Here is a 13823-nt window from a genome sequence, read left to right as displayed (position 1 = left end):
GTGTTCCAGGGAATCGCGGCTCCTCTCTGTCGGGAGTGGCCGCGAATGCGTTGAAGCTAATAGTGAGCTTGATTGCTACTTAAACAACGTAGAAGTGGCCGGGAAATCCGGCCATCGTCGGAATCGACGAATTATCGTCAGGGGAGGGTAGGAGCAGGGGGGCACTAAGGAAGAAGTTTTTCAGCCTGGAACATTCGCCATGGTTGCCTGCATCAGGGCAACGGTTTTTACACTGTCGCCGGAGTAGGCAACAACCTCGCCCCGGCAAACCGACAGCATCCGGCCAGCGGTTTCCAGCCTGCCAATGGCGACGAAGCGCTCACCGACGGCGGGCCTGACAAAGTTGGTCTTGAATTCGACGGACACCACGGTATGTCCTTCCGGTGCCCGGGTCAGGGCGGCATAGCCGCAGGCGGTATCCACAAGGCTGGTCACAACGCCGGCATGCAGGTAGCCAAGTCCCTGGGTGAGGTCTGCCGAGAAAGGCAACTCTATCTGGACTTCACCGTCGGTAACGGACAGCAAGCGGGCCCCCAGGGTTTTCATCAGGCCCCGGGCGTAGAAACTGGATTCAAGTCGGTTCTGGAGATCGTTCATGGGATGTTTTCGGGTCATTTGTCAGGGTTGTGTTGAAGTACCAGGCACAAGTCCAGGATGGCGTGGCCCAGGCAGAGCGACCTTCGGCCGCGCAGAGTGCTAACTCGCCTTGCGCTGGTTTCTCAGCATCTGGGCTTCTTCCAGGGGCAGCCACTGTATGTTGAGCTGATTTTTCTCGATGTTCACGACGCCCTGGCAGAGGTTGGCCTGGTGCTGGCTGGCCCGGTGGCTGATCAGGTCATCCAGGAGTTCCAGCAGTGCCGATTTGAACCCGGATTCCTGGAGGCTGCGCTGGTCCTTCTGGGACAATTGCCAGGTAGCATGGCTCAGGCGTTCACCCTCGTCAGCAAAGAAAATCACATCTCCTGTGACCGGGGTATTCCCCAGATACTGGCTCGCCAGTTGTGCCAGCCTCTCCTGATCCACGGACGGTGTATAAGACATTTCTGTACTCCTGATACTTCAATCACCTGCGCGCCCATGTCCACCGGGGTTCAGGTTGACTGCGGGTGTTACCTTGCCGGCCATGGTCGCACGCATGCTCTGGATAGGGAACTAATAAACAGGATATCCGGATCCCGGAGGTCAGCGCAATAAAATTGACCGATCGTTTGGTGGGTACTAGATTGGGATTTGTGCGTGGAGGGCAAAACATGACAGAACAAAAATTCGAGCAGCGGTTCTGGCAGAAATTGTATGACCCGGGCCAGCCTGGGGAGATACACCAGGAATACGGCGATATGTTGTCGGTATTCCGGGATGCGGTGCGGCAGCGCCCGGACATGCCGGCCATTTTGTACTTTGACGGTAGCTTGTCGTTCAGTGAGGTCGACAAACTTTCGGATCAAATGGCCAGGGCATTTATCGACAATGGGCTTGGCGCCGGCGACCGGCTACTGATGGTGATGCAGAACGTGCCTCAGTTTGTGCTGGTTCTGATCGCTGCGTGGAAGGTCGGAGCGATCGTGGTGCCTGCAAACCCCATGTACAAGTCGAAAGAGTTCGGATTTGTCCTCGAGGATTGCGAACCGACCATCGTTGTCCTGCAGGATGAGTTTTACCACGCTGTTGGCAAGGACGTTACCGAAAACCACGGGGTGGGAAAGGTTTATGTCACCTCGGAGGCGTTTTTCCAGGGCGAGAACGATCCGAGGGTATTCGGTGATGCAGCCTCCCGTGCAGGGTACCCGGAATTTATGGAGGAAGTTTCTTCGTTACCGGCAGGCGACATCCCCGTTATTGAGCGGACGAATACGGACACAGCAACCATCGTCTATACCTCCGGCACGACCGGCAAGCCCAAAGGCGCCATGCACTCCCACGGCAACCTGTCTTTCAACGCCCAGGTATCCCGGGAATGGCTCAGAATGGCGCCCGGGGAGCCCAACCTGGCCATCGCGCCCCTGTTTCATATTACCGGCCTTGTGGGCAACCTTTGTTCGGCGCTGTTGGCCGGGTCGCCCCTGGTTCTGTACCGGCGATTCGTGCCCGACATGGTGCTGGACGAGATCAGAAGGCACAAGCCGGTGTTTACGGTGGCGCCAATTACCGCATTGATTGCCCTGATGAATGTGCCCGGCGTGAAGCCCGGGGATTTCGAGAGTTTCAGGCTGGTTCTTTCCGGCGGGGCGCCGGTACCTCCCGCGGTGCGGGATGCCTTGCGGGAAAAGCTTGGCATCATTGTCCGCAATGCCTACGGGATGACGGAAACCAGTGCCACGGTGACCGTGACGCCCCTCCAGTACGAGGGGCCGGTCGACCCGAAATACGGCGCCCTGTCGATCGGTGTTCCGGTGTTCAATACCGATATCCGGATCGTGGACGACCAGGGCAAGGAAGTACCTGCAGGAGAGGAGGGTGAGCTGCTGATAAAAGGGCCCCAGGTCATCTCCGGTTACTGGCGGAGGCCTGAAGATCAGTCCATTGTTGATGGGTGGATTGCGACGGGCGACATAGCCACTGTCGACAAGGACGGCTGGGTTTACCTGATTGACCGCAAGAAGGACATGATCATTGCCTCCGGTTACAAGGTCTGGCCCAGGGATGTGGAGGATGTGCTTTACACCCCGCAGGTTCGTGAAGTCGCCGTGGTGCCGGCCAGGGACGATTACCGGGGTGAGACTGTGAGAGCCGTCGTCAGCCTGACCGAGGGCGCAAAGGTGACGTCGGAGGAACTGATCGACTATTGCAAGGAGCGCCTGGCGGCCTATAAGTACCCCAGAATCGTCGACATTATTGAGGACCTTCCAAAAACCCCGACCGGGAAGATTTTGCGGCGGGCCTTGAAAGAGACCTGAATCAGCTACCTGTCGAAAATCGGAGATATCCCACCCATGTCAGACATAGATCTGTCGGTCGCCGAGCATGTGGCTACCATTACCCTGAGTCGTCCGCCTGTGAACGCGCTGACTCTCGGCATGATGCAGGAGTTGGTCGAGGCCCTGAAAGCAGCCGATGCCGATGATGAGGTACGAGCGGTCATCCTGACCGGTCAGGGCCGGTGTTTCTCGGCAGGGGTTGATTTGCGTGAGCAGCTGGCGGCGCTTGAAAGTGATACGCCCGGGCCGACCAGTGTTGGCCTGGATATGTACGATGCCCTCCTGAACAGTCGCAAACCCTCCATTGCCGCCATCAATGGCCCCGCGCTGGGCGCTGGTCTTGGTATCGCGTCGAGCTGTTGCATTCTGGTTGCCAGCGAGAATACCTATGTCGGTATTCCGGAAGTCAATGTGGGCATGCTCGGTGGCGCCCGCCATGCCATGCGCCTGCTAGGCCACTCCACGGTTAACCGAATGCTACTCACTGGTCACCAGATGGATGCCCGTGAGCTTTTCCATCGCCGGGTTATCGAAGCCTGCCTTCCACAGGAGGAATTGATGCCCTATGCGCGGACCATTGTCAGGGAAATAGCGGAAAAAGATCCCGCCGCGGTTCAGATGGCCCGGAAGAGCCTGGCCGATGTAGAGCAGATGGGGGTGCTGGAAGGTTATGGCCTGGAGATGGGCCTGGCGACAGAGTTGGGCAAAACTGAAAATGCCCGTAACGCCATGAGGGCGTTCCTTCAACGGTGACAGCCGCTCTCCAGGCGATGCTGACAGTGGTGGAGTGAGCAGACTGGCTCAGGGTGGGTATCGGATCGTTGGGCTGCTGTGATTTTGCGTTTGCCTGGCCAGGGGGTCACTATGGAGGTCAGGTTTTCTGGTTGTTCCCTGTCACAGTGCAAACGAGGAGGTTGGTATGACTTATACCCTGGATCGCACAATCCGCGATGCGGACTTTGAAACTGTTGACGAACGCACGCGCAAGGCGTTGGCAGACAAAGGCTTTGGTGTGCTGACCGAAATTGACGTCAAGGCCACCATGAAGAAGAAGCTGGACAAGGACATGGCCGGCTACCGCATTCTGGGAGCCTGTAACCCCGGCATGGCCTGGGAGGCCATCGGCGCTGAACCAAAAGTCGGGGCCATGTTGCCATGCAACGTCATTCTGCGTGAGACGGACGATGGCATTGAAGTCAGTGCCATTGACCCGGTGGAGTCGATGATGGCTGTCGACAACCATAAGCTGAAGCAGATTGCCGCAAAGGTCCGCGATATGTTGGCCGAGGCCGTCCAGGCCATCTGACTCGCTGGCCGTTCAGCGGGGTTTCGGGAGCGGCGGGAAGTGGAAGATAATACTTTGCAATGCGGGAACCATGGATTCCCGGCGATGGGATACGTATAGTTGGGTCCGCACCAATATGGTTTCATTTTGAAACAACAATAAAGGAGCTCCCCCAATGAAAAAGTATCCCCTTGCTGCGGCTATCGGTCTGATGGCCATGGGTTCTGTGGCTGTCCAGGCTGCGGAGCTGCGGTTCGCCTCGGGTTATCCGCAGGGCAGTATCACCAGTGATGCCCTGGGCGTGTTTGAAGAGCGCCTGGACGAGCTGTCCGGTGGCGATGTCAGCGTTCGTGTATTCGAGCTGTCGCTGCTGAACCTGCGGGAAACCCCGGCTGGCATCCGCGACGGCATGGCCGATATGGGCGTGGTACTCACGCCGTACTTCCCGGCGGATTTTCCCCACACCAACATGGTGGCGGAAGTGTCCATGTCCATTGAGCTGACCGAGCGTGGCTCATCCCAGGCGGGCCTGGTGTATACCGGTGCCATGTCCGAATTCATTTTCAGCGAATGCACCGAGTGCCGTGACGAGTTTGCCGCCCAGAACCAGCTGTTCCTGGGTAGCGCTGCCACACCGCCTTACTCCCTGTTGTGCCGTGAGAAGGTGGACAGCCTTGAGGCCCTGGAAGGCAAGAACCTGCGTACGTCCGGTGCCCAGTGGGCACGTTGGGCCGAGTCTGTGGGCGCCAACCCTATCACCATGTCTGTTAACGAGATCTATGAAGGTCTGAGTCAGGGTGTGGTGGATTGCTCGGTTCAGTCCACCTCGGAACTGTCCGTCTTCAACTTGTTTGAAGTGGTGGACGACATCACCGTGAACTACCCCAGCGGTACCTTCAGTGGTGTGGGCTCAGCCAACATCAACCTGGACAGCTGGCGCTCGCTGAACGAAGAGCAACGCCAGGCGCTGCTGGAAGCCACGGCGGTTCTGTCTGCCGAGTTCAGCTGGGGCTATGAGAAGGGCGCCGTAGACAACGAGCGCACCGCCGAGGAACAGGGCATTGGCCTGACCCAGCCCTCGGAAGCCATGGTTGAGAAGAACCGTGAGTTTATCCGTGAAGACCTGAAGACCATCGCCTCCGCCTACGAGGAGCGCTACGGTATCCAGAATGCTGACGAGAAGATCGAGCGCTTCCGTGAGCTGCTGGGAGAATGGCGCGAGCGTATTGATGGCGTCGAAAGCAGCGAAGAGCTGGCGGACCTCTACTGGGAGCACGTGTTCTCGAAGGTCGACGTTTCTCAGTACGGCCAGTAATCCCTTTCAGGACGATTTGACCGGGCCAGGGACGGCCTGCCTGATCTCTTCCTGTCCATTGCGCTATTCTCCCGAATAGCCTGGCGGCTTCCTGAAGCCGGCCAGTCCCTCTGCTTCAAGCAGCCGTGCGAATCCCAGTGTTGTCAGATCCCTGCCCGGTGCACCGATCACCTGGATGCTGTATGGCAGTCCCGCGTTGGTCACGCCAATCGGAACGGAGGTGGCAGGCAGCCCCAGCAACGTGGCCAGGGCAATCCAGCAGAACTGGTCGTAGTAGGGGCGGTTGTCGCCGTTGACCCGGATCTGCCGGCGATAGGGCGGGTCACTCTGGTCGTGGTGGATGGCCGTGACCGGGTTTACCGGCGTCAGCATGACATCCACTTCCCGGAAAATGTCCTCTACCTGTTCCCGCATTTTCTCCCGGGTTTCGTTCCAGTGCATCCAGTGGCCGATGGTCTGGCTGGTGCCACGGGCGAATTCCGCCATGCCGCAGGTCATGGGTGTTATCCGGCGCAGGGGCTTTTCGGCCAGGGCAAAGAGTTTGAGGCGCCGCTTCTGGCGGCTGGTCATGCCGCTACCCAACAGGCTGCCCAGCAGGTTGAAGTAGGCCGGCATGATGTGGGCCAGGGATAACAGCGGATGGGCCAGGTCCGTCACCAGGGCGCCACCGGCGGCCAGGGTATCGGCCAGTTTTCGATAGGAGTTGGTCAGTTCGTGGTCTACGGGGCACTCCGGGTCGTCCAGCCACAGGCCAATGCGGGCTTCGGCCAGGCTTTCAACAGCTGCCGGCTCCATACTCAGTTGCCAGCTGCGCGCCAGGTTCGGGCGCGGGCCGGCAATCACTTTTAACAGGGTTTCCAGGTCCTCCGCCGACCGGGCCATGGGCCCGCCTTCTGCCAGGTCCGGCTGGCTGATGGTGCCCGGCGGGCCAGGGATATGGCCGCGGAAGGAGATCAGCGTGCGGCTGGGCTTGTGCCCGAATACGCCACAGAAGTGGGCCGGGGTGCGGATGGAACCGGCCAGGTCGCTGCCCACTTCCAGTGGTGTCATGCCACTGGCCAGGGCCGCGGCGGAACCACCGGAAGACCCGCCGGGGGTGTGGTCCCGGTTCCAGGGGTTATAGCTGGTACCGTAAACCCGGTTGTAGGTCTGTATGTCGGAGGCGTAGTAAGGCACATTGGTCTTGCCGATGATAATGGCGCCGGCGTCCTGGAGCCGCCGGATTACATCCGCCGGCTGCTCTGGCCGGTATCCGGACAGCACCGGTGCGCCTGCGCAACAGCCCAGGCCGGGTACTTCCCAGGTGTCCTTCACTGTCATGGGCAAGCCATGGAGGGGGCCGCAGGGTTCACCTGCCTGGCGTTTACGGTCGGCTTCCCTGGCGAGGCCAAGGGCCCTTTCCTGGTCCAGGTCGATGACGGCGTTGAGGGCCGGGTTATGTCGTTCAATTCGTTGGAGCAGGGAGCGGGTGAGCGCTTCACTGGTCAGGTCGCCTGCCTCCAGTAATTGCATTAGCCCGGAAGCGGTAAGGTAATGCAGCGGTTGATCCATGTACGTCTCCCGGATAAGGCATCGGCCCTGACAGGGTCAGAGTTCCTCGCGCCACCGTTTGTGGTGAACCTGGTCCTTTATAGCGTCAATGATCTCCAGCGTCAGGTTGATCAGTACCTCATTGTCCTGGCGACGGGACACTTCGGGTTCTCTGGTGGCGTCGAAGGTCCTGGGTTGTGGCATGAATACATCCACCAGGTCGGCAATGAAATCGTGGTTGCGACTGCTGGAAAGGTCTTCCATCACCTGGTTGATGATATTGGCGGTGATGTCGCCGATGGCTTCCTCCAGCGTGCCCCGTACCTGGTTACCGAAGATGGGCAGCAGCTTGAGGCGCGAGAGTTCCGGGTTCTGACGGATGGCGTCGCTGATGCGGTCCTCCATATATCCGCGCAGGGCGTCCCGGTTGGGCACATAGCCCTGGTTGGCCATGTCAGCCACCCGGTCCGATATCCAGCCCACCAGGACGTCCCGGCGGGGCAGGATGATGTCATGTGAGATGCGGTCCAGCAGCGGGGAACCCCGGCGTACTTCCTCCTGCATGCCTGACAGTACCTTCAATACGATGCGGTCGGACAACTCTTCCATGAAGGCTTCATAGTAAAACGCGAGGAACTGGTACAGCCGCGTCTTCGTAAAGTCGATAACGCCGTAGCGGTGCAGGCGGTAGATAATGCTGATCACCCGCAATACCCGCAGGAAGCGCATGCCACTGGTTGGTATACAGCCAAGCAGGTCGTACCAGTGGATAAACGGATAGAAATACCACCGCTGATAAAGCCCGATGCGTATGGCGTAGAGCCAGCGCACGAAGAACTCTGTCAGAAAGATGCTGACGAAGATCAGGTCGTAGAAGATGAAATTGCGGTGTACCGGGTGATAGGCATTGTAGAATGCCGGCAGGGATTGCTGGAAAAAGTCCTGGATGGCCGCGAAGCTGTATATGGAATCGAAGATAATCAGTGCCAGGTTGAGGATCAGCAGACCCAGCATCAGAAAGTCGACGACAAACCAGACGGTCTGATGGCTTTTCTTGAGATTCTCCCTGTTGATGGTGAACATCCGCTGGCAACAACTCCCCTGACGCCTGGTTGAATGGAGACGTGTCCGGCAACGACCCCGGCGATCAGTATTTGCCGCCGATTCATGGTGTTGTCAGACGCTTTCCAACAGACTAGCGTATTTGGACGTCCACGACGAACTCCTGACAGGGCAGCCATTTGCCGGGGAAGAACCACGGGCGTCGTTAAACCGGAGCCGGATTTGCGAACCAATTACACATCAGGACGATTCTCCCTCGGCGCTGTGGTGTCGCTGGTGCTGGCACTGGCGCCTTTGGCAAACGCCAACCAGGTTGATATCCGGATTGAAGGGGATTACCCGGAGCTTCTGCAGAACGCCCGCGCTTTCGTCGGCGAGGTGGAGAACCGCAGCCGTCCGTCATTGCGCCGCTACGGTCGCACCGCGGAAGACCAGGTCCGTGAAGCCCTGCGCGCCCTGGGTTACTACAGTCCGTCTATTACCCGCCGGATTCAGGACGGTGACCCGCCGGTACTGATTCTGGAGGTGGTGCCCGGTGAGCCGGTGCGTGTTGCCTCCCGTGAAGTGACAATTTCCGGTCCTGCGTCCGAGGACCCGGACTTCAGCGCCAACCTGCCGGAGCAACCAGCACAGGGCGATATCCTGAATCATGGCCAGTACGAAACCCTGCGCCAGGTGATCAGCAGCCGCGCCTCACGTCTTGGTTATTTTGACGGTGAGTTCGAGCAACGCACGCTCAGAGTCAATCCGGAGACCCGGGAGGCAGATATCGTGCTGCACTTTGTCAGCGGCGATCGCTATCGCATGGGTCAGGTCAGCTTCAACGAAGACCACGTGTTCGACCAGTCCCTGCTGCGGCGGTTTGTGCAGATTGAGCCGGGTACGCCCTACCATGCGGACAAGGTGGCGGAGCTGAGCTCAGACCTGTCCAACAGCGGCTATTTCGAGCAGGTACTGGTGACGGCACCGCCCTCGGAGGCAGAAGACGGCGTTATCCCGGTGACCGCCCGGGTCAGTGAGCGTGATCCCCGCTCGGTGGCTGCCGGTGTTGGCTTTTCCACGGATGTTGGCCCCCGTTTCCGGGGCACCTGGACTGAGCACTGGGTGAACGAATGGGGCCATCGCCGTGGCGCGGAGACCGAATTATCGGCGCCACGCCAGAACATCACTGGCTGGTATGAGTTGCCACTCGACCCGCCCATGACCGATTCCATACGCCTCTCGGCCGGTTACCAGCGGGAGGATATCGAGGATGTGCAGTCAGACCGGTTCACTGTCGGCCAGCAGTGGCGCCACCAGATGGACAATGGCTGGACGCGGGTACTTTCCATGCGCTGGGAGAATGAGCGGTTTGATATCGGCAACGCAGAGTCCGGCAATACCCGGTTATTGCTGCCAGGCATTGCCTTCTCCAAACGCCATGCCGATTCCCCCATCGATCCTTCCCGGGGATACAGGCTGCAGTTTGATTTGACCGGCGGCTTGCGGGACGCTTTCTCGACGGTTGATGTGCTGCATGTGAACTCCGAGGCTCGGGGGCTGATAACCCTGGCAGACAATCACCGCTTCCTGACCCGGTTCCAGCTGGCCGGCGTGGCCACCAACCGGTTCTCTGACGTGCCGCCGTCGCTGCGGTTCTTCGCTGGCGGTGACCAGAGTGTTCGGGGTTACGGTTACGAGACCCTGTCGCCGGAAGACAGTGAGGGCAACGCCGTGGGCGGTCGCTATCAGGTAGTAGGCAGTGTGGAGTATCAGTACGAGGTGGCGGATAACTGGCGCGTGGCCGCGTTTGTGGATGAGGGCAATGCCATTGATAACCTGAACGATCCGCTGGCCACCGGCGCCGGCATAGGCGTGCGCTGGATCAGCCCGGTTGGGCCGATCCGCTTCGATGTGGCCAGGGGCCTTGATGATCAGTTTGGCGGCGGCTGGCGCCTGCACTTCTCCATGGGGCCAGAGCTATGAGCCGGGCGACCCGTTTGTTGACCAGTCTGTTCAAGTGGCTGCTGATCACCCTGGTGATCTTGCTGTTGTTGTTGGTAATCGTGGTTGGCGCAATGCTGGCGGCCTTGCGGTCGGAGACTGGCACTGCCTGGGTGCTGGAGCAGATTCCGGGACTGACAACGGAACAGGCGAGGGGCTCTTTGCTGGGGCAGTGGCAGGCAGCGCAACTTTCCTGGAATGGGTATGGTGTGCAGGTGCATGCCGAGGAGCCTGTCATCGACTGGTCGCCCACCTGCCTGTTCCGCAAAACCTTCTGCCTTGATCGCCTGGAAGTGGCGTCACTGGACGTTACCCGGATGCCCGATAGTACCGTGCAAGAGGACCAGGCCTCGGGGCCGGTGCAACTGCCCGAGGTCAACCTGCCGGTTAACCTGGATATCGGGTCGGTGGACGTTGGCAGGTTCCGTTTCAACGACACCCTGATCTGGGATCGCCTCAGGCTGCAGGGCGGCGGTGGCGGTGCCGACTTTCATATCCGCGAACTCAGCCTGGTCCGGGAAGACGTGACGCTGGCGCTTGACGGTCGCCTGGAAACCCGTGGCGACTGGCCCCTCGCCGTACAGGTGGACCTCAGCCTGCCGCCACCCCGGGGCGAGCAGTGGCGTATCGTCGGCCAGTTCCGTGGCAGTGTGCGTGATTTACGGGCGGAACTGGTGTCCAGTGGCTATCTCGACGGACAACTACAGGCCGAGCTGGCGCCGCTGGCGCCGGACCTTCCCGCCAGTGCCCAGTTCCGATCCGAGGCTTTCCTGGCCCTGGACACGCTGCCAGAAACCCTGACCCTGCAGGAGTGGCGGGTCGATGCCCGGGGCAACCTGGCGGGTGGCTATCGCGTCAATACCCGGGCGCAGCTTCCGGGGCAGCGGGGACCGGTGGACCTTGAGCTGTCTGCCCTGGTGACCGCCCAAGAGGCCAGTGACGTGCAACTGAACCTGACCGGCCCGTCCGCCGGGGGTGATGGCCAGGCCGCGCTGAACCTGGATGGTGCCGTCGATTGGGCAGATGAACTGTCCGTCCGCGCCAGTGTGGACATGGGGACCTTTGCCTGGTTCGACCTGTTACCGGATATGACGCCGCCCCCGGTCACCATTACCGCCCTGCAGGCAAGCGGTGAGTACAGGAACGGTGAATACAGTGCCACCGTGGACCTCGACGCGTCCGGTCCCATGGGCGACGCTACCCTCGACAGTCGTGTACAGGGTGACCTTGAAAAGGTACGGCTGGACGAGCTGACCATGACCACGGGTGGCGGTCGTCTTCAGGGGCAGGCGGACGTCGGCTTTGCCCAGGCGCTGAGCTGGCAGGGCGAGTTCGTGCTGGAGGAGTTTGATCCAGGTTACTGGGTGCCACAGGCATCGGCCAGCATCAATGGTACCGTTACCTCCCGGGGCCAGCTGGATGATGAAGGTCAGCCGGAGTTTACCGCCACCTGGGACCTGGACGGCCAGTGGCGGGAGGCGCCGCTGACCAGCCGTGGCGAGCTCAGTGCTGCGGACCGGTTGTGGCAGGTATCTGACGTCATGGCTGCCATTGGGGCGAACCGGCTGTCGGTTTCCGGCGAGCTACGTGACCCGCTGGGAGATGCCCCGGCCATGGCCCTTGAAGGTTCGCTTGATCTGCCTGAGCCGGAAACCCTTCACCCGGAACTGGCCGGCAACCTGCGGGCGGAATTCGATCTGGAGGGACCGATGCTGGCCCCTGCCGGTACCCTGACGGCCTCGGGCGAAGGCCTGGCCTGGCAGGACCAGCTGAGCATCAGCAACCTGTCCCTGACCGCCCGCCTGGACGCGAACCAGGCCCTGGAGGCCCGCCTGGAGGCTGGCATGATTCAGGCCAGCGATCAGACCATCGAGCAGGTGCAGGCAGACCTGGCCGGCACCCTGGAAGACCATCGCCTGGAACTGGGTGTGCGGCATCCCCAGGCAGTTCTTGATATCACGCTGGCCGGCGGCTGGACGACGGAGGATGGCGGCCAATGGAGCGGGCAGCTGGCGGATGGCCAGGTGCAGCTGTCGGAGCCGGATCAGACCTGGCAGCTTGAAGCCCCCGCGGACCTGGGCTGGCGCAACCAGACCCTGACCCTCGGGGCCCACTGCTGGCGCTGGCAGGACAGCACCCTGTGTGCTGGAGACCAGACCCTGTTACCCGATACCGCGCTGGACCTGGAAATCAGCAATCTTCCTGCCTCTGCCCTGTCACCCCTGTTGCCGGAAACCATTCGCTGGAAGGCTCGAATTGATGGTTCGCTGGTGTTGTCCCTGGGTGGCGAAGGCCCCACCGGCGACGTGCGGGTGTCCGCCGGCCCGGGTGAGGTGGACGTCGTGCTGGATGAAGACTGGGAGACACTCAGTTACCGGACCCTGACCCTGTCAGCGAATCTGATACCGCAGCAGGCGGATGTGGCACTGCGGCTGGACGGTGACAGCCTTGGGGCGCTGTCGGTGGACCTGACCGTTGATCCCAATGCCCCGGACCGACCGGCCAGCGGAACCTTCAGTCTTACCGGTTTTGACCTGGCGATGGTGGGCTCGTTGCTCAACATGGAGGAGGTCAGCGGCCTGGTGGAAGGTTCCGGGCGGCTGGACGGTCCCCTGCTCGCCCCCCGTGTGGACGGTGAGCTGGTGCTCTCTGATGGCCGTGTGATCGATCCCATGGTACCGATTCCCGTGTCTGACCTGAACCTGCGGCTGGCCTTTGCCGGCAAGCGGGCCACCCTGGAAGGCAACTGGCGAAGCAACGGTAGCGGCCGTGGCGAGATCGGTGGTGCGCTGGACTGGGAAGACGCACCGGTGCTGACGCTGGTACTCGAAGGTGACCAGCTGCCGCTCAATTACGAACCCTATGCACAGCTCAAGGTTTCGCCGGACCTGGAGCTGCGCTTTGTCGATGGCGACCTGACCATAGCGGGCCGGGTGGCGATGCCCAGCGGTCAGATCGAAGTGCGGGGACTGCCGGAACAGGCCGTGGCGGTGTCTGGTGACGAAGTGATTGTCGGCCGGGAGCCGGAGCCGCCGCCGGTCCGGTCCATGAATATGGATGTCACCGTTGTGGTAGGGGAAGACCGGGTATCTTTTGAAGGATTCGGGGTTACTGGCAACCTTGAAGGCGAACTGCGCATTGGTAACAACATGGATACCCGCGGTGCGCTACAGCTGGTTAACGGTCGTTACGAGGCCTTCGGCCAGGAGCTGGACCTGCGGCGGGCGCGGCTGGTGTTTGTGGGTTCGGTGGGCGAGCCCTACCTGGATATCGAGGCCGTACGGCGGGTCGACAATGTGGTGGCGGGTATCCGGCTCAGTGGATCCGCCCAGGAGCCACAAACGGAAGTGTTTTCGGAACCCCCCATGTCCCAGGACCAGGCGTTATCCTATGTCATTTTGGGGCGTCCCCTGCAAAGCCAGGGCGACCAGGGCCAGGTGAGCCGGGCGGCCCTTTCCCTGGGGCTCAACCGGGCCAGTGGTATTACCCGGGATATCGGTGAGGCGTTCGGCATACAGGACCTGACCCTGGAAGCGGAAGGCTCCGGGGAGGGCTCTGCCGTGGTTGCCAGCGGTTACCTCACAGAAGATCTCAGCCTTCGCTATGGCGTGGGCCTGTTCGAGCCCATTACCACGGTGGCCCTGCGGTATGACCTGGGACGTTATTTCTATGTGGAGGCGGCCAGCGGGCTGGCGTCGTCACTGGATATCTTCTACACCCGGGATTTCTGATG

10 protein-coding genes are annotated in these 13823 nt (G+C 60.8%); 6 read left to right on the top strand and 4 right to left on the bottom strand.

Translation table 11 applies throughout. From position 1 onward, the window contains the following. Positions 1-180: 180 nt before the first annotated feature. Together LJ360_RS13115 and LJ360_RS13110 are read right to left on the bottom strand one after the other, a co-directional pair. Positions 181-597: a PaaI family thioesterase gene (locus LJ360_RS13115; RefSeq protein WP_264994204.1), complete on the bottom strand. Its 417-nt coding sequence runs from the start codon at positions 595-597 to the stop codon at positions 181-183. A 99-nt stretch (positions 598-696) separates the two neighbouring features. Then, positions 697-1041, bottom strand: coding sequence for a hypothetical protein (locus LJ360_RS13110; RefSeq protein ID WP_264994203.1), 345 nt, complete (start codon positions 1039-1041; stop codon positions 697-699). Positions 1042-1250: 209 nt separating this feature from the next. Between LJ360_RS13110 and LJ360_RS13105 the strand changes: the two genes are divergently transcribed. The 4 genes from LJ360_RS13105 (at position 1251) to LJ360_RS13090 (ending at position 5515) form a co-directional block, all read left to right on the top strand. Beyond that, positions 1251-2894, top strand: a complete 1644-nt coding sequence (locus LJ360_RS13105) for a class I adenylate-forming enzyme family protein (protein ID WP_264994202.1) — start codon at positions 1251-1253, stop codon at positions 2892-2894. Positions 2895-2930: 36 nt separating this feature from the next. Beyond that, entirely contained in the window at positions 2931-3668 is a 738-nt protein-coding gene (locus LJ360_RS13100) for an enoyl-CoA hydratase-related protein (protein ID WP_264994201.1), read from the top strand. Between the two features lie 166 nt (positions 3669-3834). Next, positions 3835-4221: a DUF302 domain-containing protein gene (locus tag LJ360_RS13095; protein WP_264994200.1), complete on the top strand. Its 387-nt coding sequence runs from the start codon at positions 3835-3837 to the stop codon at positions 4219-4221. 154 nt (positions 4222-4375) lie between these two features. Continuing rightward, the gene (locus LJ360_RS13090) at positions 4376-5515 is read left to right on the top strand and encodes a C4-dicarboxylate TRAP transporter substrate-binding protein (protein WP_264994199.1); all 1140 of its coding nucleotides are present in this window, start codon (positions 4376-4378) and stop codon (positions 5513-5515) included. Positions 5516-5578: 63 nt separating this feature from the next. Here LJ360_RS13090 and LJ360_RS13085 read toward each other — a convergent pair whose 3' ends face one another. Further along, a complete protein-coding gene (locus LJ360_RS13085; protein ID WP_264994198.1) occupies positions 5579-7066 on the bottom strand; it encodes an amidase family protein in 1488 nt (495 codons plus the stop codon). Between the two features lie 36 nt (positions 7067-7102). After that, positions 7103-8128, bottom strand: a complete 1026-nt coding sequence (locus LJ360_RS13080) for a hypothetical protein (protein ID WP_264994197.1) — start codon at positions 8126-8128, stop codon at positions 7103-7105. 201 nt (positions 8129-8329) lie between these two features. Here LJ360_RS13080 and LJ360_RS13075 point away from each other — a divergent pair, with 201 nt between their 5' ends. Both LJ360_RS13075 and LJ360_RS13070 read left to right on the top strand, forming a co-directional pair. Next, a complete protein-coding gene (locus tag LJ360_RS13075; RefSeq protein WP_320108766.1) occupies positions 8330-10072 on the top strand; it encodes an autotransporter assembly complex family protein in 1743 nt (580 codons plus the stop codon). Further along, positions 10069-13821: a translocation/assembly module TamB domain-containing protein gene (locus tag LJ360_RS13070; RefSeq protein ID WP_264994196.1), complete on the top strand. Its 3753-nt coding sequence runs from the start codon at positions 10069-10071 to the stop codon at positions 13819-13821. The genes LJ360_RS13075 and LJ360_RS13070 overlap by 4 nt, the downstream gene beginning before the upstream one ends. Positions 13822-13823: the final 2 nt, after the last annotated feature.

It is taken from the genome of Marinobacter sp. AN1 (genome assembly GCF_026013985.1).
Lineage (GTDB): Bacteria > Pseudomonadota > Gammaproteobacteria > Pseudomonadales > Oleiphilaceae > Marinobacter > Marinobacter segnicrescens.
The sequence above is the reverse complement of the archived record's forward strand: the minus strand, read 5'-3'. Positions and strand labels throughout refer to the sequence as shown.

Excerpts from the sequence above, each read along its gene's own strand:
- LJ360_RS13085 (WP_264994198.1), bottom strand. The coding sequence starts at position 7,066 with ATGGATCAACCGCTGCATTACCTTACCGCTTCCGGGCTAATGCAATTA.
- LJ360_RS13105 (WP_264994202.1), top strand. The coding sequence starts at position 1,251 with ATGACAGAACAAAAATTCGAGCAGCGGTTCTGGCAGAAATTGTATGAC.
- LJ360_RS13095 (WP_264994200.1), top strand. The coding sequence starts at position 3,835 with ATGACTTATACCCTGGATCGCACAATCCGCGATGCGGACTTTGAAACT.
- LJ360_RS13110 (WP_264994203.1), bottom strand. The coding sequence starts at position 1,041 with ATGTCTTATACACCGTCCGTGGATCAGGAGAGGCTGGCACAACTGGCG.
- LJ360_RS13070 (WP_264994196.1), top strand. The coding sequence starts at position 10,069 with ATGAGCCGGGCGACCCGTTTGTTGACCAGTCTGTTCAAGTGGCTGCTG.
- LJ360_RS13115 (WP_264994204.1), bottom strand. The coding sequence starts at position 597 with ATGAACGATCTCCAGAACCGACTTGAATCCAGTTTCTACGCCCGGGGC.
- LJ360_RS13080 (WP_264994197.1), bottom strand. The coding sequence starts at position 8,128 with ATGTTCACCATCAACAGGGAGAATCTCAAGAAAAGCCATCAGACCGTC.
- LJ360_RS13090 (WP_264994199.1), top strand. The coding sequence starts at position 4,376 with ATGAAAAAGTATCCCCTTGCTGCGGCTATCGGTCTGATGGCCATGGGT.
- LJ360_RS13100 (WP_264994201.1), top strand. The coding sequence starts at position 2,931 with ATGTCAGACATAGATCTGTCGGTCGCCGAGCATGTGGCTACCATTACC.